This is a genomic window from Peteryoungia rhizophila (genome assembly GCF_004912145.1).
GTDB classification, from domain to species: Bacteria; Pseudomonadota; Alphaproteobacteria; order Rhizobiales; family Rhizobiaceae; genus Allorhizobium; species Allorhizobium rhizophilum.
This window is the reverse complement of sequence record NZ_STGT01000002.1, coordinates 580,382-601,710: the sequence shown is the minus strand read 5'-3', so window position 1 is coordinate 601,710 and position 21,329 is coordinate 580,382. Positions and strand designations below refer to the sequence as shown.

At 62.0% G+C, this 21,329-nt stretch carries 22 protein-coding genes; 9 read left to right on the top strand and 13 right to left on the bottom strand.

What is annotated here, in order from left to right; genetic code table 11:
* Nucleotides 1-7 precede the first annotated feature (7 nt).
* Nucleotides 8-1,261, bottom strand: a complete 1,254-nt coding sequence (locus tag E9677_RS08785) for a sarcosine oxidase subunit beta family protein (RefSeq protein ID WP_136557715.1) — start codon at nt 1,259-1,261, stop codon at nt 8-10.
* 195 nt (nt 1,262-1,456) lie between these two features.
* On the opposite strand from E9677_RS08785, the gene cysQ reads away from it, so the two are divergent.
* Nucleotides 1,457-2,284: a 3'(2'),5'-bisphosphate nucleotidase CysQ gene (cysQ, locus tag E9677_RS08780; RefSeq protein WP_136557714.1), complete on the top strand. Its 828-nt coding sequence runs from the start codon at nt 1,457-1,459 to the stop codon at nt 2,282-2,284.
* Between the two features lie 124 nt (nt 2,285-2,408).
* Nucleotides 2,409-3,434: a DUF2793 domain-containing protein gene (locus E9677_RS08775; protein ID WP_136557713.1), complete on the top strand. Its 1,026-nt coding sequence runs from the start codon at nt 2,409-2,411 to the stop codon at nt 3,432-3,434.
* 73 nt (nt 3,435-3,507) lie between these two features.
* Here the strand turns inward: E9677_RS08775 and E9677_RS08770 are convergent, their stop codons facing one another.
* A complete protein-coding gene (locus tag E9677_RS08770; protein WP_136557712.1) occupies nt 3,508-4,248 on the bottom strand; it encodes a LuxR C-terminal-related transcriptional regulator in 741 nt (246 codons plus the stop codon).
* A gap of 403 nt (nt 4,249-4,651) precedes the next feature.
* On the opposite strand from E9677_RS08770, the gene sciP reads away from it, so the two are divergent.
* Entirely contained in the window at nt 4,652-4,927 is a 276-nt protein-coding gene (gene sciP / locus E9677_RS08765; RefSeq protein ID WP_006725852.1) for a CtrA inhibitor SciP, read from the top strand.
* A gap of 88 nt (nt 4,928-5,015) precedes the next feature.
* On the opposite strand, the gene E9677_RS08760 is transcribed toward sciP, so the two are convergent.
* Nucleotides 5,016-5,480 carry a paraquat-inducible protein A gene (locus E9677_RS08760; protein ID WP_235882893.1) on the bottom strand — a complete coding sequence of 155 codons (465 nt, stop codon included), beginning with the start codon at nt 5,478-5,480 and terminating at the stop codon, nt 5,016-5,018.
* A 106-nt stretch (nt 5,481-5,586) separates the two neighbouring features.
* Here E9677_RS08760 and E9677_RS08755 point away from each other — a divergent pair, with 106 nt between their 5' ends.
* Complete coding sequence (locus E9677_RS08755) at nt 5,587-5,871, top strand: GNAT family N-acetyltransferase (protein WP_136557710.1); 285 nt, start codon at nt 5,587-5,589, stop codon at nt 5,869-5,871.
* A gap of 98 nt (nt 5,872-5,969) precedes the next feature.
* Here E9677_RS08755 and E9677_RS08750 read toward each other — a convergent pair whose 3' ends face one another.
* Nucleotides 5,970-6,320, bottom strand: coding sequence for a flagellar export protein FliJ (locus tag E9677_RS08750; RefSeq protein WP_136557709.1), 351 nt, complete (start codon nt 6,318-6,320; stop codon nt 5,970-5,972).
* A gap of 436 nt (nt 6,321-6,756) precedes the next feature.
* Here E9677_RS08750 and ctrA point away from each other — a divergent pair, with 436 nt between their 5' ends.
* Nucleotides 6,757-7,458 (top strand): response regulator transcription factor CtrA, encoded by a 702-nt coding sequence (ctrA, locus tag E9677_RS08745; protein WP_006725856.1) that lies wholly within the window; start codon nt 6,757-6,759, stop codon nt 7,456-7,458.
* A gap of 167 nt (nt 7,459-7,625) precedes the next feature.
* On the opposite strand, the gene E9677_RS08740 is transcribed toward ctrA, so the two are convergent.
* Nucleotides 7,626-7,988, bottom strand: coding sequence for a response regulator (locus E9677_RS08740; protein WP_136557708.1), 363 nt, complete (start codon nt 7,986-7,988; stop codon nt 7,626-7,628).
* 113 nt (nt 7,989-8,101) lie between these two features.
* Entirely contained in the window at nt 8,102-8,746 is a 645-nt protein-coding gene (gene chpT, locus E9677_RS08735; RefSeq protein WP_136557707.1) for a histidine phosphotransferase ChpT, read from the bottom strand.
* Nucleotides 8,747-8,999: 253 nt separating this feature from the next.
* On the opposite strand from chpT, the gene E9677_RS08730 reads away from it, so the two are divergent.
* A complete protein-coding gene (locus tag E9677_RS08730; protein ID WP_408014710.1) occupies nt 9,000-9,524 on the top strand; it encodes a DUF1134 domain-containing protein in 525 nt (174 codons plus the stop codon).
* A gap of 194 nt (nt 9,525-9,718) precedes the next feature.
* Nucleotides 9,719-10,855, top strand: a complete 1,137-nt coding sequence (locus tag E9677_RS08725) for a hypothetical protein (protein ID WP_235882892.1) — start codon at nt 9,719-9,721, stop codon at nt 10,853-10,855.
* A 24-nt stretch (nt 10,856-10,879) separates the two neighbouring features.
* On the opposite strand, the gene E9677_RS08720 is transcribed toward E9677_RS08725, so the two are convergent.
* Both E9677_RS08720 and E9677_RS08715 read right to left on the bottom strand, forming a co-directional pair.
* A complete protein-coding gene (locus E9677_RS08720; RefSeq protein ID WP_408014709.1) occupies nt 10,880-11,731 on the bottom strand; it encodes a TrmH family RNA methyltransferase in 852 nt (283 codons plus the stop codon).
* Complete coding sequence (locus tag E9677_RS08715; protein WP_136557705.1) at nt 11,721-12,113, bottom strand: hypothetical protein; 393 nt, start codon at nt 12,111-12,113, stop codon at nt 11,721-11,723. The genes E9677_RS08720 and E9677_RS08715 overlap by 11 nt, the downstream gene beginning before the upstream one ends.
* 171 nt (nt 12,114-12,284) lie before the next feature.
* Between E9677_RS08715 and E9677_RS08710 the strand changes: the two genes are divergently transcribed.
* Entirely contained in the window at nt 12,285-13,313 is a 1,029-nt protein-coding gene (locus tag E9677_RS08710) for an RluA family pseudouridine synthase (protein WP_136557704.1), read from the top strand.
* Nucleotides 13,314-13,329: 16 nt separating this feature from the next.
* Here E9677_RS08710 and E9677_RS08705 read toward each other — a convergent pair whose 3' ends face one another.
* Entirely contained in the window at nt 13,330-14,211 is an 882-nt protein-coding gene (locus tag E9677_RS08705) for a DMT family transporter (protein ID WP_168801153.1), read from the bottom strand.
* A gap of 262 nt (nt 14,212-14,473) precedes the next feature.
* On the opposite strand from E9677_RS08705, the gene rpoH reads away from it, so the two are divergent.
* Nucleotides 14,474-15,376, top strand: coding sequence for an RNA polymerase sigma factor RpoH (gene rpoH / locus E9677_RS08700; RefSeq protein WP_136557702.1), 903 nt, complete (start codon nt 14,474-14,476; stop codon nt 15,374-15,376).
* A 90-nt stretch (nt 15,377-15,466) separates the two neighbouring features.
* Here rpoH and E9677_RS08695 read toward each other — a convergent pair whose 3' ends face one another.
* The 4 genes from E9677_RS08695 to E9677_RS08680 all read right to left on the bottom strand — a co-directional run bounded on the left by E9677_RS08695 (nt 15,467) and on the right by E9677_RS08680 (nt 21,191).
* Nucleotides 15,467-16,264 carry an ABC transporter permease gene (locus E9677_RS08695; protein WP_136557701.1) on the bottom strand — a complete coding sequence of 266 codons (798 nt, stop codon included), beginning with the start codon at nt 16,262-16,264 and terminating at the stop codon, nt 15,467-15,469.
* Nucleotides 16,261-17,202 carry an ABC transporter ATP-binding protein gene (locus tag E9677_RS08690; protein ID WP_136557700.1) on the bottom strand — a complete coding sequence of 314 codons (942 nt, stop codon included), beginning with the start codon at nt 17,200-17,202 and terminating at the stop codon, nt 16,261-16,263. The genes E9677_RS08695 and E9677_RS08690 overlap by 4 nt, the downstream gene beginning before the upstream one ends.
* Before the next feature lie 153 nt (nt 17,203-17,355).
* Nucleotides 17,356-19,833: a hypothetical protein gene (locus E9677_RS08685; RefSeq protein ID WP_136557699.1), complete on the bottom strand. Its 2,478-nt coding sequence runs from the start codon at nt 19,831-19,833 to the stop codon at nt 17,356-17,358.
* A gap of 59 nt (nt 19,834-19,892) precedes the next feature.
* Complete coding sequence (locus E9677_RS08680) at nt 19,893-21,191, bottom strand: adenylosuccinate synthase (protein WP_136557698.1); 1,299 nt, start codon at nt 21,189-21,191, stop codon at nt 19,893-19,895.
* Nucleotides 21,192-21,329: the final 138 nt, after the last annotated feature.

Genomic DNA, 21,329 nt, shown 5'->3' with positions numbered 1-21,329 from the left:
CGATGTCTCAATGCAGGTTCGGTTGTGGGCCCTTGCCGGTTTCGTCGACGGCAAAGCCGCGTTCGAAACGGTCAAGGCGCAGCAGGCGGGCCACGGGATGGGCCTCGTTCTTCGCGATCAGATGGGCAAAGCAGAAGCCCGACGCCGGCGTCGCCTTGAAGCCGCCGTAGCACCAGCCGCAATTCAGGTAGAGATTGTCGATCGGCGTGCGGTCGATGATCGGCGAACCATCCATAGACATGTCCATCACGCCACCCCAGGCGCGCAGAACGCGAACCCTGGAAAGACCGGGGATCAGCGATACCCCCTCCTCGATCGTATGCTCGACGGTCGCGAGATTGCCGCGCTGCGCATAGGAAGAATAGTAGTCGATATCGGCGCCGAAGACCAAGCCGCCCTTGTCGGACTGCGAGATATAGAAGTGTCCGGCGCCATAGGTGATGACATTGTCGATGACAGGTTTGATGCCCTCGGAAACGAAAGCCTGCAGCACATGCGTCTCGATCGGAAGGTCGAGCCCCGCCATCTTGCCGGTAACGGACGTATGGCCGGCGGTCGCGAGCGCCAGCTTGTTGCAGCCGATGAAGCCCTTGGTCGTCTCGACACCGGTGACCTGGCCGAGCTCGTCGCGGCGGATGCCGGTGACTTCGCAGTGCTGGATCAGATCGACGCCACGCTCGTCGGCGCCGCGCCCATAACCCCAGGCGACCGCGTCATGGCGGGCCGTGCCGCCGCGCTTCTGCAACAACCCACCGAGGATCGGGAAGCGCGCATGGTCGAAGTTGAGATAGGGCATCATCGAGCGCACCTGCTCGCGGTCGAGCAGTTCGGCAGCCACCCCATGCATCATCATCGCATTACCACGCCTTGCATAGGCATCACGCTGGCCGTCGGTATGGAAGAGATTGACGATGCCACGTTGCGAGACCATGGCATTGTAGTTGAAGTCCTGCTCGAGGCCTTCCCACAGCTTCATCGACAGCTCGTAGAAGGGCTCGTTGCCCTCGAGCATATAGTTGGAGCGGATGATCGTGGTGTTTCGCCCGACGTTGCCGCCGCCGAGATAGCCCTTCTCGATAACAGCGACATTGGTGATGCCGAATTCCTTGGCGAGGTAATAGGCAGTGGAAAGACCATGCCCGCCGCCGCCGACGATGATCACGTCGTAATGCGGTTTCGGCTGCGGCTCGCGCCACATTGGCGCCCAGTTCCGGTTGCCGGAAAGCGCCTGGCGGAAGATCGAAAGGGCGGAATAACGCATCGAACAACCTCTGCAAATGTCGCGTCACATTCGCATAGGCGTCACAAAGAGCAAGCGCGATCAGGACAAAATCTATACTGTTTGAGACATGGAACACAGGTTTGATCGCAGTGCAGCACAGAAACATCAGGCGGCTTTGGCATACCACGGCAACGCGCACTTCCAATGTGCAAGACACGGCGGTAAACCGGAAGCATGACGCTCGGGAGCCCGATCCAGGTGCATGACAAGACAGACATTCTGAAACTCTTCGAGGAAAGCGCGATTGCCGCTGGCCGCGTCATTCTCGACATCTACCGGGCCGGTGCAGAGGTGCGCCTCAAGAGCGACAAGTCGCCCGTCACGGAGGCCGACGAGAAAGCGGAACGCCTGATCCTCGACGCCCTAGCACGCCATTTACCGGACATTCCCGTCGTAGCCGAGGAAGAGGTGGCAGCCGGCCGTATCCCCGATATCAGCGGCGGACGTTTCATTCTCGTGGACCCGCTGGACGGCACCCGCGAGTTCATCGGTGGCCATGACGATTTCACCGTCAACATCGCGCTGATCGAGGCTGGCAAGCCCATCCTCGGCGTCGTCCACGCTCCCGCGCTCGGCACGCTCTATCTGGGCGGCGCGGGCAAGGCGGAAAAACTCGCGGTCGACGACACCGACCGGGTAACTGCCCGCCGCCAGATCGCCGTGCGCCCGCGGAATGCCACGCCATCAGCGCTGGTCTCCCGTTCCCACAATTGCGATGCGACCGATGCCTATATCAAGAAGGCTGAAATCCTGGAGCGCAAGGCAGTCGGCTCCTCGCTGAAATTCTGCCTCGTTGCCGAAGGTGTGGCCGACATCTATCCCCGCTTCAGCCCCACCATGGAATGGGATACGGCAGCCGGCGACGCGGTCTTGCGGGCTGCAGGCGGCATGGTGACGACCGAAGACGGGGCGCCGCTCACCTATGGCAAGTGCATTCCGGGCCTGCGCGTCTTCGAAAACCCGGCCTTCGTCGCCACGGGGCGCCTGCGCGAGCGGGGATGACTTGAGGATAAAGGCAAGAAATATCAAAGGGGCGATGGCATTTTCGTCCCCCACGCCCTGACATGCCGCAGACTTTCTCCTTCAACCACGCTGCGTCCCGCAGCCCGACCGTGAAGGAGAGACCATGTCCGACGCCACTGCCAATCTCGATCTGCCATTTATCCTGCCCGCCCAGGCGCAAAAACACGTGACCCATAACGAGGCGCTCCAGCGGCTCGATGCCCTGGTGCAACTGGTCGTCACGACGAGTGCTACGAGCCCTCCGGCCGAGCCCGCCCAGGGGCAGATCCACTGGGTGACCGCTCCGGAGATCGGCCCCTGGACTGGCCGAGCCGAAAATCTCGCCCTCTTTCAGGACGGTGTCTGGGTCTACATCACACCCCGACAGGGCTGGACCGCCGTCTTTCTCGATGAAGAGAGGCTGAAGCTCTTTGACGGCACTGAATGGATCGAGCAGCCCCTCCCGCTCGAAGCGCAGTTCGATCGGCTGGGCGTCTCTGCCACGGCAGACAGCCACAACAGGCTCTCGCTCTCCTCACCCGCGAGCCTGTTCAACCACGCCGGTGACAGCCATCGCCTGACAGTAAACAAGGCCGGCACGTCGGAGACGGCAAGCCTGGTCTTCCAGTCCAATTGGCAGGGCCGCGCCGAAATGGGGCTTGCGGGCGAGGATCGCTTTTCCCTCAAGGTCAATGGCGATGCGACCGGTTGGCGCCAGGCGGTCAGCGTGACGCCGGAAGGTTATGTCCGCCACGACCAGCGCCCCCTCGCCCGCGCCTCGCTGGCACCCGCGACGCTCACCCCCGCGGCCGGCAGTTTCACCGGCTTCGACGACCTTCACCTGTCCGGTGGTGATGTCGCACTCGGCTCCCCCCTGCCGTCGGGCCATGGCCAGGAGCTCGTCATCCCAGCCTCGGGCTACTACCTGCTGTCGCTCACGGTCGCCGCAATCAGCACTGGCACGCACACGGTCCATGTCAGCCGCAACGGCTCGGCCGATATTCTCAGCCACAGCAGCGGCGCTGGAACGTCGAGCACGACCGCGCTGGTCTGGCTCGACGCAAACGACACGCTGGCGCTCCGCCACGAAGGCGCGATCCAGTATGCCTTCGGCTACGGGAAGACGGAGATCAGCGTCACCTTGCTGTGACAGCACCGGCAGAAACGAAAAGGCGCCGCTGGAATGGCGGCGCCTCTGTATCAAATGCGGATGTTGGCCGCGATCAGAGCAATCGATACCGACAGGCGCGCGCCACCGCCTGCATGCGGTTGACCGCCTCGAGCTTGCGCATCGCGCTCTTCAGATAGCTGACGACCGTATGGCTGGAAATATCGAGAATGATGGCGATCTCGTCGCTGCTCTTGCCCGCCGCCGACCAGCGCAGGCATTCGACCTCACGGGCAGACAGCTTTTCCTTGGGTCCGAGCCGTGGAACGAGAGCCTCGACGCCGGCATCGAGCAATTCCATGACGCTGAGCTGCAGCTCCGCGATCTCCGTACGCTCAGGCGCAGCCTCGCGGCCGGATAAGACCAGGATATACTGGGTCTGGTTCCGGTCATACAGGCTGTAGACCAGCGATGCCCCGAGTTCGAACGGCTGAAAATGCGGCGCGACCGGTTGGCGTGCTTCCGAGCCTGCGGTCCCCAGGAAGAGATTGTCTTCGGTGTATATCGGCAGGAGGGACTGCTTGATGCGCGCAACGAGCTGGCTCCCGGCATAGATTTCCGCCGCTTCATAGGCGAGGCGCAATTCATCCGGCCAGGTGCAGACGATCAGGTTCGCAGCAAACTCCGGGCTGTCCGCCTTGGGAAAGCGTGCCAGCATGCAATGCCGGAAACCGTGTCGACGGCCGAGCGCGAAGAGTTCACGTCCCCACGTACCGGTGGAGAGCGCTTCGCTCTGAAAAACGGCGTCACCGTCACCAAAACTGTGACTGCGCGTCACATCGGTTGGCCTGAACATAGAACTCCTTTCGACCGGACGTTTCGTCCGATCGGGATCTGAATGTTTATGGACATTGAGTCGTCCCATGGTGGAACGGGTATCAGCCGGGCCTGTCGCCGGTCTTGCGGTCCGAATTCGGACTGCCATGCACGACAGTTTCACTCTGGATCGACAGGTTGATCCGAGCCCTTTGTATTGATGATCGCTCAATGCCACAGATGCCCCGGGCGCACCAGTCACGGATGACGCATAACTCCTATGCAATTGCCGCAAGTTTAATCAAGTTGCCGCAATTCGGCCGAATCCCGTTCCGGCTCGGTCGGGAAAATTATTATCAAATGCTTACAATGGGCTTAGGCAAATTTTAAAGCATCGGTCCTAGGATGAGGGTGTGTGGTCTTGAGTATGTATAGAGAGTCCAATGACCGAAATGATCCGCCCACGAGTGAAATATGTCATCGGCCCCGATGGCAGCCCCCTGACGATTGCCGATCTTCCACCGGCCAATACACGCCGCTGGGTGATCCGCCGTAAGGCCGAGGTTGTCGCGGCTGTGCGTGGTGGCCTGTTGAGCCTGGAAGAAGCGTGCGAGCGCTACACCCTGACGGTCGAGGAATTCCTCTCCTGGCAGTCATCGATCAACGACCACGGCCTTCCGGGCCTGCGCACCACCCGTATCCAACAGTATCGCCATTGATCAATTTGGTGCCGGTTCGCCCGACACGACAAGCCATTTTTTAAAAGACCCCATCCTGAACCGGCACGGCGCGACCCGCCTGCCGGTTTCATGTTTTCTGGATGCCGCCGGCTCGTCCGATCGCGCTCAACGCCACGACGGCGAGACTGGATCCGGCATAGAACCATAGGCCCGGCTGTGTGAAGGCCTGCGCCAGACCACTGGTTTTTGTCGCAAAGATCACGATCGCCACCAGAAGCACATCCATCATCGACCACTTCGACAACACGGGTAAAAGCCGCGCCAGCGAGTGGGACTGGGCGAGATGGCTGTCCGCGATCTCCTCGGCTGCCACCAGGAGGATTTTGGCGAGCGGAAAGACGATGGAAACCAGCGCCACCAGGACCGCCAGCACACCGTCGCCCCCGTCCCAAAGAGAAGCGACAACCTCGATCAGAGAGGCATCCGTCGAGAAAACGTAGAAACTCTCGAACCGCATCAGCGGCAGGGTAATGCCGAGGGCGAATGAAATCGAAGCCGCGATGAGAAGGAACGCCTTCAACCAGATGAGCAAGCCGCTTCCCCTTCCCGTCGAACACACCGTAACCGGCAGCCACGTTGCCGGTCGATGCGGACGGATGTTAATCAGAACCCATCAAATGCGGCAACAGGAGGCAGACATGCAGATCAACAGCGAAGAAGCAGGCTCTGGCGGTCGCTATATCGGGCGGATCGACGGCATCGACGAGCCGGCCATCATGACCTATTCCCGCGCCTCGGCGACACTGATCATTATCGATCACACCGAGGTACCGGGTGCGATGCGAGGTCAGGGTGCGGGACAGGCGCTGGCGCAATTTGCTGTGGACGCTGCCCGCAAGGGCGGCTGGAAGATCATCCCGCTCTGCCCGTTCATGAAGGCGCAGATGGATCGTCACCCGGATTGGAACGACGTCCGCAAGTGACACGCGGTCATTGGACCCGTAGACGAACGAAGGCGGACGCAGGTTGAACCGCGACCGCCTTTGTCATGAAAATCTCAACCAGTCTGAACCGTTTCAGGTCAGGCCCGGACACGCATCTGGCCATCGCGCTCTTCAAGAGCCGCCGCCTTCTGGTATTCCGCTTCTGCCTCTTCCAACGCCAGTTCTGCTGCTTCCTGCTGGACCTTCAGTTCCCGGATCGAGCCCTGAAGATTGTCCGCGCGCTGGCGAGCTGCCTTGGCGAAGGTGGGGTAGGCGAAATGATTGGGATCAGAGATGCCCGACTTCTTTTCTTCGATGCCGATCTGAGCTTCGAGCTCCTTCGCCATCCGTTCGAACTCTGACATCATCGACTGCAACTGCTGCAATTGCCGACGCTTTTCGGTAACCTGAAAACCTTTCAGGCGTACCAGGCTCTCACGCGACTTCATACGCAATACTCCCGTGATGCGAGACCCCCCGCCACACTTGCTACTCAACACGCCCGCCACCGATTCGTCCAAAAAAAGTCCGCGGTGTTAACAAAAAGCTACCTTTGGTAACCTTTCGTTTACGGGCATCGTTAATGATAAGCCCGATCACTTAAGGGTCAGTAAATGCCAGAGCCCGAAAAAAGCTCGTGACAATGATGAGTCAAATGAATCGGTTACGGGGTTTCCCTGAGGCGCAGATTCAAGTGTGGCGATGACCGAAAACACATGAAGAATCAGGAGGCTAAAATCTTTGCTTAATAAATTCGATACACCTTGCCAGAGGGAATCAGAATTTGTTAACCAATTGGTGGCAGCCTTCAAATCAGGCAACGACTGGATCCGTATCGCGTAGGGGGCCATTCCAGACCTTTCGGCGGCGGTAAAGGGGATAAATATGCGGGTTCTACTCATTGAAGACGATAGCGCAACGGCGCAGAGCATCGAACTGATGCTCAAGTCCGAGAGCTTCAACGTCTACACTACCGATCTCGGCGAAGAAGGTGTCGATCTCGGGAAACTCTACGACTACGACATCATTCTGCTCGACCTGAACCTGCCCGACATGTCCGGTTATGAGGTACTGCGCACCCTTCGCCTGTCCAAGGTGAAGACGCCGATCCTGATCTTGTCCGGTATGGCAGGCATTGAAGACAAGGTGCGGGGCCTCGGCTTTGGCGCCGACGACTACATGACGAAGCCGTTCCACAAGGACGAGCTGGTTGCCCGCATTCACGCGATCGTCCGCCGCTCCAAGGGCCATGCGCAATCGATCATCATCACTGGTGAGCTGATTGTGAACCTGGATGCCAAGACCGTCGAAGTCGGTGGTCAGCGCGTTCACCTGACCGGCAAGGAATACCAGATGCTGGAGCTGCTTTCGCTCCGCAAGGGTACCACGCTCACCAAGGAAATGTTCCTGAACCACCTCTATGGCGGCATGGACGAACCGGAACTGAAAATCATCGACGTTTTCATCTGCAAGCTGCGCAAGAAGCTCGCAAATGCCGCCGGTGGTGCGAACTATATCGAGACTGTCTGGGGCCGCGGCTACGTGCTGCGCGAGCCGGATGGCGCGGAATACCAGGAAACGGCCTGAGCCCTTTCCGATCTCCTTTCGAAAGGCCCGCATCTTCCGGATGCGGGCCTTTCGTCTTTTCGGGTCGGCGACGCGCTTACGCATCTGTCCCTTTGGGGGAACGCGAACATGAAAAAAGGCGGCGCCGATGGCACCGCCTCACAATGGTTCGCTTCACGCTTGGGAGATCAGGCAGCGATCGCCTTGTCGCCGAAGGTCTTGGTCAGGATCTCGCGGTCGAAGGGCTTCAGCAGGAAATCGCTGGCGCCTGCCCGCTTGCCGGCCATCATCACCTTCAGCTCGGCTTCCACGACGCAATAATAGATCTTGACGGCCTTGCCGTCAGTCAGGGCGCGGACGTTGGAGATGAGGTCGAGCGCATCCTCCATGCCGGCATCGACGATCATCACATCCGGAAGCTCGCGCTCGCAGCGCGACAATGCCTCGCGCCCGGTACCCGCTTCCGAGACCTGGTAACCGAGTTCCGACAGGATCTTCTTGCCGACCTTGCGAACGATGTCAGAGCCGTCTGCGATCATCAAGCGCTTCATGGTCAACTCCCCTCCCCTGATACGGGGATATCAAACGTCTCCGCTACCATAGCGGGCCTCAACTAAGGAAAGGTTACCGGTTTGGTCACCATCCCGTCCCGGATCGGGACGGTTCAGGAGATCACTTCCGCAGTAAAGGCGATCTCGCCTTCGCTCGGCAGGCACTTGAGTTCCATGCCGCACTCGTCCGCGAGAAGAATGGTGTAATAAGGCTGGATGGTATGGGCATCGACGGCCTCTTCGAGGTGACCCGAGAGGATTTCCTGATACTTCGGCGGCACGCGCAGCATGCGCCCCTTGGCGACGATCTTGAACTTCGCATCCGTCTCCGGATTTTCGAGAGAAATGTCGAGCGAGCCGCCACGCGGAATGGCGCCATAGGCGACCAGGAAGAGGTTGAGCAGCAGCTTGACCCGGTTTTTCGCAATAATGGCGCGGGGGCCGCTCCAGGTGACCTCGGTCTTCTTCTCGGCGATGGCGAAATCCTTCGCGGCCTTTTCGGCCTCGCCCGTGTCGATTGAGGCGCCCACCGATCCGGAAGCGCCGAAGGCGAGCCGGGCGAACTTCAGCCGGACCGAAGCATTCAAGGCGCTGGTGCGGATGAGATCCATCGCGTCGGCATCGGCACCGCCCTCGTCGAGCAGTTCCAGACCGTTGTTGATCGCACCGACCGGCGAGATGACGTCGTGGCAGACGCGGCTGCAGAGCAGGGCCGCAAGGTCGGGACCTGCAAGCGTGAGGTTGGGATTCTTCGCCATGGTCGTCTCCAGAAGATGTGGACCCTGAGCGCAACAGGCGGACGCAGGTCCACGCGTCGCGACTTGGTCGGATGCCGTTCGGTCATAATGACACCATATTTGGTAAACCGATTATTAAGACGATGCTCGCTAGGTTTAATTACCCCCAAGGAAGACGCCGAATCCGTCGGCTTCGCATTCAGGAGGCACCATGCATCACCTGTCCCACCGCTCCATGTCGCCGCTTCGGGCCATGGCCCTCGCCGTTCTGGCGATGATCAGTGTCGTCGCGGCACAGCGCCCGGCCGAAGCCGCGGGCGAATACACAATCCAGGAAGTGGTCGATGCCGGACATGGCTTCTTCGGTGAAACGAGCGGTGCCCTGGCCAAGGTGATCGAGCAGGCCTTCGAGCAATACGGCCTGCCCAACGGTTACATTCTCGGCCAGGAGGGCTCCGGTGCCCTGATCGCCGGCCTCACCTATGGCGAAGGCATGCTCTACACGAAGAATGTCGGCCAGCACGACGTCTTCTGGCAGGGCCCCTCTCTCGGCATCGACTATGGCGGCAATGGCACGCGCGCCATGATGCTCGTCTACGATCTGCCGGATGTCGACACGCTTTATGCCCGCTACGGCGGCGTCAGCGGCTCGGCCTACATCGTCGCCGGCGTCGGCATGACGGTCCTGAAGAGCCGCGACGTGATCCTTGTACCGATACGCACCGGCCTCGGTGCGCGACTGGGCGTCAATGTCGGATATCTCAAGCTCACGCGCACACCGACCTGGAACCCCTTCTGACCTTGAACGGTTTGCGTCCTCAGGCTCACGCAAGCTCGTTCTGGTCTGTCGTTAGCCATATTCGTTGATGACGCGACCGTGCGAGCCCTTCTGCTTGCCCGGCCGCGGCCCCCATGCTTAACTATCTGCTAATTCTTGCTGAGTGCAGTGGCCAGACCGTGATTGAATACGCCCTGATTTTTGGACTGGGATTTATGGCCGCGGCGCTGCTGGCGATGCTTGTAGCGCCGTCCGTGCATCAACGTGTCGTGGCCTACACGGAGAACAGGTTGAAGGCGACCATGCCGCTCAGCCCGCAGGAGATCCGCGCCCAGAAGGACATGGTCCGCGCTGTCTACGCCGCCGAGAACGCCCGCACCCAGCATGAACTGACCCGCGAGCGCGAGAAGTCGATCGGCCTCAAGCTGCAGAACGAGACCCTGAGCAGCGAGGCCGCGCGTCTCGTTGCCGACAGCAAGGATCTCAAGAGCCAGATCGAGGATATGAGCACGGAGGCCGCCGACCTGCGCTCTAGGCTCCGCCGCAGTGATGTTGAGATAACCACGATCCGCGAGACCCTGAAGCGCGTCGAAATCGCTGCCGCCGCCAAGGATGTGGAGATCGAGGATCGCGGCCATCGGATCGCGCGCCTGGTGAGCGACATGGACACCATGCGCATCGAGGCAACGAGCCGCGACACCGAAATTGATACACTGAAGACGCGCATTCAGGGCATGCGGGACGAGCGCGAAGAACTGCGCCGCGAGAACAAGCTGCTCGGCAAGCGCGCCAAGGATGCCGAAATGCGTCTCACCCAGGAAGAGCACAAGGTGCTGCGGCTCGAGGATATCCTCGCCCGGGGTGCCGCCGAACGCGCCGATTCGGGTTCCCTGCTCGACCGCAGGACGCGTGAACTGACAGAGCTTCGCGGCAAGCTGAAGGCCGCCAACGCACAGCTGCGCAATGCTCAACGCGTTCTCCGGGAAGCTGGCCTTGCCCTGCCGGAGACGAAGGATCTGCCCATGGCTGAAGACGAGATTGCCAACTCCAACCTCGCCATGGATCCGGTTGCCCTCGAAAACGACATCCGCCACAGCCAGACGGTTCTTACGGAGCGCCTGCTGAAGGCGAAGGCCTCCACCGAGGACGATGCCCTGCGCGAAGAGCTCGGCGACATAGCCGCAAAGATGATCGTGCTCACCGCCGTGCGCGAAGGCGAACAGACAGTGATTGCCGACATCGTCTCCGCGCAACCCAAGTCGGGCGAGAAGTCGAAGAGCCTCGTCGATCGCGTGCTTTCGATGGATCCGTCGATCGGCCGTGGTACAGGCATGGCGAGCCCCGCCGAATAGGCCGAATTGCCGGTCAGGCTCCGCTCAGCCGAGCCGCCCCATAGCGCGGGCAATGCTGTAGAGCGCAATCCCACTCGCCGTTCCGACATTCAGGCTATCCAGCCCCGGCGCCTGCGGGATCCGTGCCGAGTGGAAGCGATCGAGGATATCAGGTGGCAGGCCCTCGCCTTCCGTGCCCATGACCAGCGCGACGCGCCGCCCGGGTGCGATAGCACCGATTTCGACGGTGCCGGAAGGCGACAGCGCCCAGATCTCGAAGCCTGTCTCCGCCAGCGCCCCGAGCACCTCTTCCGCCCCGCCCTGTCGCGCATAGGGGACCGACAGCACGGAGCCGACCGACACACGCAGCGCCTTGCGGTAGAGCGGATCGCAGCACGTCTCATCGAGGAGCACAGCGTCCGCCGTGAAGCCGGCAGCGTTGCGAAACAGCGAACCGATATTATCGTGGTTGGAGATGCCGCAACCGACAAGCACCAGCGAGCGCTCCGGCAGCGATCCGATCAGATTGATGAGATCCGGGGGTGCAGCCCGGCTACCAATCGCCAGCACGCCGCGATGCAGGTGGAAGCCCGCAATCGCATCGAGCACAGAGGCTTCGGCGACATAGATCGGCACATCACTGGAGAACTGCGCCATGAGGTTGGAAAGCCCCGCGACCCTGTTCTTGAGGAGGAGAAGCTTCTCGGCCTTCACCGGCCCAGCACCCGCATGGGCCCTGGCAAGCATCGACAGAACCACCGTTCCCTCGGCGACGAACTGGCCGTGCCGGCCCGTCAGGTCCCGTTCGCGGATCGACGTGAATTCCGCGATCCTGACATCGCCGGGATCCGTGATTTCGATGAGGCGGTCGGGCTCCACGCCTGCCTCAGTCGCCAGCAAGCGTCACGTCGGCGATGATACGGCCGAGCGCGAGATCAAAGACGAGAGCCTTGCGTTCGCCCGATGCCATCTCGCCATAGATCAGCATCTGGCTGCCCGAAAGCGAGGTCTGAACGACGCGGAAGCCGGCCGGCAGGTTCGCGGTCAGGCTCAGCGGCTGATCCGACGGGACGGCGAATGACGGTGCAGTTGCAGTCGCGGGCTGGGTGCCGCCTTCATCGCGCGTCAGCTTGTAGACGATCGACACGAGCACGGCGAGGAACAGCACAGCCATGATTCCGCCGGAGATCAGCTGCAGCTTCACCATCTTCCGGCGAACGCCTTCCATGACGGGATCGAGCGGCTTGTCTTCCGGGTTCGCGTCGTTGAAATCAGCCATGGCAGGAGTCGTTTCCCATTGCGTTCGCGCTGATCTCGACGCTTTTTCCGAAGCGAACGATCCGGAGAAAATTGCCGGTCGGGCCGGCTGTCGATTGTCCCAAAGCCTCGTCTGTGCCAAATGGCAGCGACCAAGGCCGCAGCATCGGCCGCCGTGAGACGGGATGACATGATGACCGACCCCTTTAACGAAGCCGCCGCATCAAGGAAAGAGCTGATTGCCGGTGACGATGCCGAAGGCCGCATCGACGCCTGGTTGACGGCAGCCCTTGGGGCAGAGTTTTCCCGCAATCGGGTGAAGGCACTGATCGAACAAGGCGCCGTGCAGGTGAACGCCGTGCTTCTGGAGTCACCCAATCGCAAGATCAAACCGGGCGACACCGTCATCATCGATCTGCCGGCGCCGGAAGACCCGCAGCCGAAGGGCGAGGACATCCCCCTTGAGGTTCTCTACGAGGATTCTGACCTCATCGTCATTGCCAAGCCTCCGGGCCTCGTCGTGCATCCCGGGGCCGGCAACTGGAACGGCACGCTGGTCAATGCGCTGATCTATCACTGCGGCGATACGCTATCAGGCATCGGCGGGGTCAAGCGCCCCGGCATTGTGCACCGCCTCGACAAGGATACGTCGGGCGTCATGGTCGTCGCCAAGAACGACATCGCCCACCGCCATCTCTCCGACCAATTCGCCGATCATGGCCGCACCGGCCCGCTGGAGCGCGCCTACCGCGCCGTGGTCTGGGGTCGCCCACGTTCGCTCGCCGGCACCATCGATGCAGCGCTGGGCCGCTCCGGCGCCGACCGCACCAAGCGCACGGTGAAACGCGAGGACACCGACGACGCCCGCGAAGCGATCACACATTACACGGTGCTGGAACGCTACGGTGAAAAGCCGGATGCCACCTGCCTCGCCTCGTTGGTCGAGTGCCGCTTGGAAACCGGGCGCACCCATCAGATCCGCGTCCACATGGCCCATATCGGCAATCCCCTGATCGGCGACCAGGAATATGGCGCCGCCTTCAAGACCAAGGCCAACCTCTTGTCCGAGGACGCCAAGCGCGCGGTCAACAAGTTCCACCGCCAGGCCCTGCACGCCTACCTGCTCGCCTTCGAACACCCGACCACGGGCAAGACCATGCGTTTCGAGGCACCAATCCCGGCCGACCTGCAAAAGGTCATCGATGCGCTCAAGGTGATGTGACCTGCGGATTGTCCGTTCACGGATCGAGCGGCAAAACGACGAGCGGCGTCACACGGCGCGCCATCAGCACATGGCCGACGACGGCCGCGAGCACCACAGCGCCGCCAACCAGCGTCGTCGTTGCCGGATCGTAACCGACGAAGAGCCAGACCCAGAACGGTGCGAGCGGCGCATCCAGCGCCCCAATCAGAGCCGATTCCACGGGCGGCACGTCGCGCGCGCCGATGGTCAGCAGCAGAAAGCCCAGTGAAAAGGCCAGAACCCCGAAGCAGAGCACGACCACGAGGTCATGCGACGAGACGGCAAGCGGCGTCGCAAACGGCAGCGTCAGCGCCGCACTCAGAAAGCAGGAGACGACCGTGCAGGGCAATGCGGGCTTGTCCGGATGCCGGCGCACCAACACCGTCCACAGCGCCACCATGGCAGTCATGGCAAAAGCGAGCAGATCGCCGAGAAGCGCGCCCTCCTCGCCGCTGCCGATCATTATCGCCACCCCCGCCAAAGCAACACCACTGGCCATGAGCGCCACGCGGCCCGGCCGCTCACCGAGCAGCAGGAAACCGAGCCCGGCAGCAAGGAAGGGGCAGGTCGCGAAGATGATCGCAACATGCGCCACCGATGTCGTGTAGAGCGCACCGATGAACAGTATGGCACAGGCAGACGAGGTAGCCGCGATCAGCAGGCCGGACCAGCCGAGCCGGAGGAAAGCCGCGAGTAGCCGCCCCCGCGTCATCGCGGCCAGGCAGGCAAGCAGGAAGAGCCCGGCGATAAAGCCGCGCAGAAAAAGCAGGGTCGGGCCGTCGATCGAGACCAGCCGCGTCATCAGACCCGCCGTGGAAAGCGCCACGGTTGCGACGGTGACGGCGATCAGCCCCCGCGAGTATGAAGACATGGACATAGGGGCACCTCGAAAAGACATAAACAATGCGCTCAATATAGCAGATCACAACTGCCACCATGCCGTCATGAGGCAAGGCATTCCAGCGCATTCTGTCGTCACCAGAATTCGAACACCCCGTCACGCTCTCGTGACGGAACGCAAATCTTGTATCGCCGTTTTGCCATACTTATCTGTCATACGGATTTCCGTGGGATAGGAAGATCCACGGAGATGGGACTCGCCGGAAATTGGGAGTCCAACGAAGAAAGAGGGGTGCTATATGGCCCGCAGCAGTTTGCCGTCCATCACCGCCGGAGAAGCCGGCCTCAATCGTTACCTGGACGAGATCCGCAAGTTTCCGATGCTGGAACCCCAGGAAGAATACATGCTTGCCAAGCGCTATGCCGAACATGGCGACCGTGACGCCGCACATCGCATGGTCACAAGCCATCTGCGCCTCGTGGCGAAGATCGCCATGGGCTATCGAGGTTATGGCCTGCCGATCGGCGAAGTCGTCTCCGAAGGCAATGTCGGCCTGATGCAGGCCGTCAAGAAGTTCGATCCCGAGCGCGGCTTTCGCTTGGCCACCTATGCCATGTGGTGGATCAAGGCCTCGATCCAGGAATACATCCTGCGCTCGTGGTCGCTGGTCAAGATGGGCACGACCGCCAACCAGAAGCGTCTGTTCTTCAACCTGCGTCGCCTCAAGGGCAAGATCCAGGCGATCGAGGAAGGCGACTTGAAGCCGGACCAGGTGACGGAAATCGCCACCAAGCTGAAGGTGTCGGAGGAGGAGGTCATCTCGATGAACCGCCGCCTCTCCGGCGACGCCTCGCTCAACGCCCCGCTGCGTGCCGCAGAAGGCGAGAGCGGTCAGTGGCAGGATTGGCTGGTCGACGACCACGAGAGCCAGGAAGCGGTCCTGATCGAACAGGACGAACTGGACACCCGCCGCGGCATGCTGAAGCGGGCGATGAGCGTGCTGAACGACCGCGAGCGCCGTATCTTCGAGGCCCGCCGCCTGGCAGAAGATCCGGTGACGCTGGAAGAACTCTCGTCGGAGTTCGACATCAGCCGCGAACGTGTTCGCCAGATCGAGGTTCGCGCTTTCGAGAAGGTCCAGGAAGCTGTCCAGAAGGACGCTCTGGAGCGCGCCAAGGCACTGCGGGTCGTCGAGGCCTGAGCGCCTCTCGCCTGATCCGGGATCACGAGATATCCAGCCGTCCGGTGTGAGCCGGGCGGCGTTTTTGTGTTTGCCGTGGTGTGACTTTGCCTATTCAACGGCCAGTTGCTGCCGCGAGAACACGCCAAGGCCGAGAGCCGTCAGAATGACGAGCCAGCCAACAAGGACGGCGAAACCGAGCATTGCCGAAACCGGAGAACCACCGGCGAGCAACCAGTCACGCAGCGCCTGTGCGGCATAACTCGGCAGGGGCAGACGGTCCGCATCTGTGCCCAGGTAGAGTTGCAACAAGGATGAACCGATCGCCAGCAGAAAGGCCGACAGCACGGCAGCGATCATCGAGCGGAAGACGACGACGATCAACGCGACGAGTGATGCAAGCACCGCAAGTTCCAGGAATGCTATCCCGGCCGCAGCCAAGAGCAGCGAGAATGAGCCCACAGATACGAGGAGTGCGCCTTCCGGCTGTACCTTGAGTAGCGAGAACAGCAGATTGAGTGCGACATCGCCCAGCGCGACGACGAGGAGCCCCAGGGCAAGCCAGACGAGGCAGACGAAGAGCTTGGCGCCGTAGAGCTCGAAGCGTGCATGTCTCGGCACCAGGAGCCGCCATGTCGAGTAGCGGTATTCGAGGAAGAAGACCGAGGCGACACCGAGGGCGAATAGAAGATGTCCGAGGGAGTTCCCGGACAGGCTGAGGCTCCTTGCCGCCGAAAGGAACAGATCGACCTCGCCGGCACCCCAATGCCCCATGCGAATAATGAAAAAGCCTTCGATCACCAGTTTGAGCAAGACCGCCACCAGCGGCACCACGAGAAAGCCCCAGAACAGGATCGCGGGCTGCCGAACGAGCTTGAGCATTTCCGTCGGGATAAGCGTCCCCATCATTTCATCTCCCGCGTCTGCCACAAGAATACGGTTTCGAGGTCGGGCTTGATCCACTTCGCTTCGTGGATGCGCGCACCCGAAGTGGCGAGCGACTGGATCAGGTCTGGGACCTCAGCTTGATCGATGCGAACATAGACGCCGCCGTCGCCGGCTTGCCCCCGACCGTCCAGCTGCGTGACCAGGCCGTCCGGATGATCGACCCGCAACCAGAAGCGTCCCTCCCGATCGAGGAGATCGGCAACGGCACCTTCGGCGACAAGGCGGCCATGCTGCAGGATCGCCACCCGGTCGCAAACCCGTTCCACCTCGTCCAGGAGGTGACTGGACAAGAGCACGGTCAATCCGTCCCGATGCACCAGGTCGTGGATCAGGGCGCGCATTTCGAGGATGCCGTCCGGGTCGAGACCATTCGTCGGTTCGTCGAGAATGATTGCCTCCGGTTCGGTGACCAGGGCGCAGCCGATGCCGAGGCGCTGTTTCATGCCGAGCGAGAACCCGGACACCGTCTTGTCGGCTGCCTTTGCCAATCCTATCCGCTCGAGCACCGTATCAACCGGCAAGGATGTTGCAGAACTCGCCGCCAGCATGCGCAGATGCTCCCTGGCGGTCAGAAACGGATAGAAGCTCGGCGTCTCGATCAGCATGCCGAGCCTGCGCCGTCCGGATGGCGTCGCCGGATCTCCGAAGATCCGGACCTCGCCGCGATCGGGCCTGATAAGCCCCGCCAGGATCCGCAGGAGCGTGCTCTTCCCGGCTCCGTTGGGCCCAAGCAGACCATAGACGACGCCGCGCGGGATGGACAGGCTGAGACCATCGAGCGCTTGCACTGCGCCGAGACCACGGCCGAAACTCTTGTGCACCGAGACGAAGTTGATCGCCGGGTCTCCGGTCGGCGCCGCAGGCGCCGTCTCCACCCTGGTCTGCGTCACTGCTGCCATCACACCCTACCCTGCTTTTGATGCTGTATGCGGACGCGCGGGATGGGAGTGCTGTCTTGGCGGAGCAGCATCCGACACCTTAACGTCAGCTCGATATGAAAAATCCGCCGGAAATATTCCGGCGGATCTGGATGTGAAATCTGGGAGCGGCCGTCAATTCGCCGGCGCGGCCGGGGTAAGCGCTGCCCATTCGCGGAGCACCTGCTCGAAGACATTGCCGCCAGTCGTACCCTTGTCGAGCGTGATCAGCGCCCGACGACCATTGCGGTAGGTCAGCGGAATGTCCATCCAGCCGCGGGTCGAGAGCAGTTCCATATTGCGCTTCACTACGTCCTCGAAGTCGTTGAGCGCCACCAGATAGGTGTCGTCGGTGACCTTGGCGGTGACGGCAACGAGCGGGTCGCCCCGGTCCTGTTCGGTGCGCTTCATCGCGATCCGCTGCAGGTTCTCAATGGCACCGCCTTCGAAGTCCGGCGGCACCGAGAATACAACCTCGATGATATGGCTCGCCGGCAGCGAATTGTCAGTGTTACGCTTCACCGTCAGCAGGGCTGAGATACCGCGCTCCGGCACGTTGATGCGGCCCTGGATCTGCGGGTCGGGGCGTCCATCGGCGCCGTTCTCGCGAACAGCGGTCCAGCTGATTGTGCCCGGCACGGCAACCGGAGTTGCCTGGCCGATCCGCTCTTCGTAGAGGAAGAGTTTCTCGCCACCGGCAACGGCGGCAGCATCCGCAGGGGCGGACGTGGCTGGGGCCTGCGCCGTCGCCGCACCATTGGCCGCAGCCGGTGCATCATTCGGTTCAACCGTCGAGGCAACCGTCTGGGCAGAAACCGAACGGCCCTCCGCCGGTGCGCCTTCGATCGGCGCGGAACCCGCACCCTCGTCGACCTCGGTGCCGTCGGCACGCAGGCGCTGGGTGAACTTCTGCTCGTCAGCCGTCGCATCGGCAGGTGGAGTGGCCGCCTCTTCGCTGACGGGCTCGGCAGGCGTCGTGGGCTCTGCGGGCGTGGTAGCCGCCGGCTCTGTCGTCTCTTCCGCCGGCGCAATGTCACCGGTCAGGTTGGCAACCATGGTACCGATGTCGTCGCGCATGCTCCAGGCGAGATAACCACCGCCGGCGAGCAAGGTGACAATCAGGGCACCGATGATGACAGGCGCTAGGTTACGGCGCTTCTTCGGCTCCAGGCGATAGGAAGGCTGCTGTCCATAGCCGCCGACCAATGCCTCCATGCCGTCTGGCTGAGCGGCAACATCGACTTGCGCGCCCTTTGCGCTCGGGGCAAAGCTGTCGATGTGGTCGTCCCATTCGGTCGGCGCAAGCGGCGCGCCCGGCACAGGACCGGTTTCGCCATCACGTGCCGACGGCTTGGCCTCGTCCGCATGATCCTGGAACCACTGGCTGAAATCATCAGGCTCGACGGTGGCCGCGGCCGACGCAGTGCCAATCGTGCCCAGCACGGACGGATCGGCATCCGGGAGGCTGAGCCCCTCCGGCGCGACGAAATCCTGGCTGGCCTCGACATGGACGGGCTCCTCATAGGCCGGAAATTCGTCGGTCGGTGTATAGGAAATCGTGGCAGGGGCCGTATCGATTTCCGGCAGTTCCGGCATCCGGTTCGCAGCCGTCTCGGTGGCGACAGGGAGATCCCAGCTTGCTGATGGCAAAGTCGGAACCGGATCCTTGGCGCGGCTCTGCAGCCAGTCCTCGACCGCCTCGACGGGCACGGCGGCAGCAGGCGCTTCCGGTGCCACATAGGCTTCCGGTTCCGGCAAGACCTCAGCCGAAAGCGGCTCCTGTTCGACAGGTTCGGGCTCGGCAGGCGATTCGACCGCCCAGGCCGGCGTCGTCGACTCGGGTTCATCCTGCTGCGACCAGGTCTCCTCGGCTGTCGGGGCGTCCTGGAAGGGCTCGGCCTCGGCAGGCACTTCGGCCTCGGGCTCGACCGGGCTCTCCGGTTCGACTGCAACGATCTCTTCGGGACGGTCGTCGTAGAGGCGTTCGTAATCGGTATGCGGATCGTCGGCGCCGAATGTCGGCTCGACGCGCCAGGCGGTTTCAACCGGCGCGGCGGCTTCCACAACGGGTTCCGGGTCCTGGACCGGCTCAGCGCGATAGTCTTCGCGATATTCGGCCTCGGGCTCGGCTTCCGCAGCCGGTTCCGCCATATGGGCATCGGCCCAGTCGTCACCGGTGACCGCCGGCGCGTCTTCAGCCGGCGTCACGACCGGCTCAACCTCTTCGGACGAAACCTCAGCGTCCTCAGGGGCGGCAGCGGGCTCTTCCTCGGCTGCCGACACAGACTCCGCCCAGGCGGGAGACGACACGGCAACGGCACCAGCCGTCGCCATGGCGGCCGTACCTGCCACCTGCGAAGGCTCCTCGGCAGTGACCGGCACGTCGTCGATAGCCGGCAAGGCTTCAGCATGCTCGGCCTCGACCTCCCGGATGGCGGCATCGAGCTTGTCGAGCTGGCGCTGCAGCATGTGTTCGGGCGGGCGCGGCGACATGTTCTCGAGCTGCCGAACGACAGCGGCCCGGGCCTTTTCATAGACCCGTACGCGCATCTCCGGAGTATTGTTCGAGAGCCCGTCTACGGCTCGTCGAATTACCGCGATAAAGTCTGCCATCAGCACTTTCTCTTGAAAGCCGGCCCGCCGCGCCGGCAAAACTTCATTAAAATCCTAGATTAGTCCTCGAAGGGGTCCGTCACAAGTATCGTGTCGTCGCGTTCGGGACTTGTCGACAGGAGTGCCACCGGCGCACCGATCAGTTCCTCCACCTGACGGACATATTTGATCGCCTGAGCCGGCAAATCCGCCCATTTGCGGGCGCCAACGGTCGATTCCTTCCAGCCTTCCAACGTGATGTAGATCGGCTCGACTCGCGCCTGAGCGGCCTGCGCTGCCGGAAGGTAGTCGATTTCCTGACCATCCAGTTTGTAACCGACGCAGATCTTTAGCTCTTCCAGACCGTCGAGGACGTCGAGTTTGGTCAAAGCAATGCCGGTGATTCCATTGGTCGCCACCGACTGGCGTACGAGGGCTGCGTCAAACCAGCCGCAACGACGCTTCCGGCCCGTGACGGTGCCGAACTCATGGCCCTTCTCGCCGAGGAACTGGCCGATCTCGTCATGCAGCTCGGTCGGGAACGGACCTTCGCCGACGCGGGTCGTGTAGGCCTTGGTGATCCCGAGGATATAGCCAAGCGAACCCGGGCCCATGCCGGAACCGGCAGCGGCCTGGCCGGCGACCGTGTTCGAGGAGGTGACGAAGGGATAGGTGCCGTGGTCGATATCGAGCAGGGACCCTTGAGCACCTTCGAACAGGATGCGCGAGCCCTTGCGGCGCTCCTTGTCGAGCAGCACCCAGACCGAATCCATGAAGGGTAGGACGCGGTCGGCGATCGAGGTCAGCTCATCCATGATCGTCTTGTGCTCGATCTCGGCCACGCCAAAGCCGCGACGCAGCGCATTGTGGTGGGTCAGGATGCGCTCGACCTTGCCTTCCAGCGCATCGAGGTCGGCGAGATCCATGACGCGGATCGCGCGACGGCCGACCTTGTCTTCATAGGCGGGACCAATGCCGCGACGGGTCGTGCCGATCTTGGTGCCGCTGTTGGAGGCCGCGTCTTCGCGCATGCCGTCGAGTTCGCGGTGCAGCGAGAGAATCAGTGTCGCGTTTTCGGCGATGCGCAAGTTGTCTGGCGTCACTTCGACGCCCTGCTCCTTCAGACGGCCGATTTCCGCGATCAGCGCATGCGGATCGACGACGACGCCATTGCCGATGACAGCCTTCTTGCCGGGGCGCACGACGCCCGACGGAAGCAGCGACAACTTGTAGGAAACGCCGTCGATGACGAGCGTATGGCCGGCATTGTGTCCGCCCTGGAAGCGAACCACAATGTCCGCACGTTCCGAGAGCCAGTCGACAATCTTGCCCTTGCCCTCGTCACCCCATTGCGAACCAATCACCACGACATTCGTCATCACATAATCCTGTATATCGCGCAGTGTCTGCGCCCTACCCAAACCCGCGCATCTATACTGTGTTGTTTTTGGGAAATCGACCCGTCTTGACGGCCGATTTGGCTTTTTGCGTGACAAAGCACAGCCTCTCGCCTATTT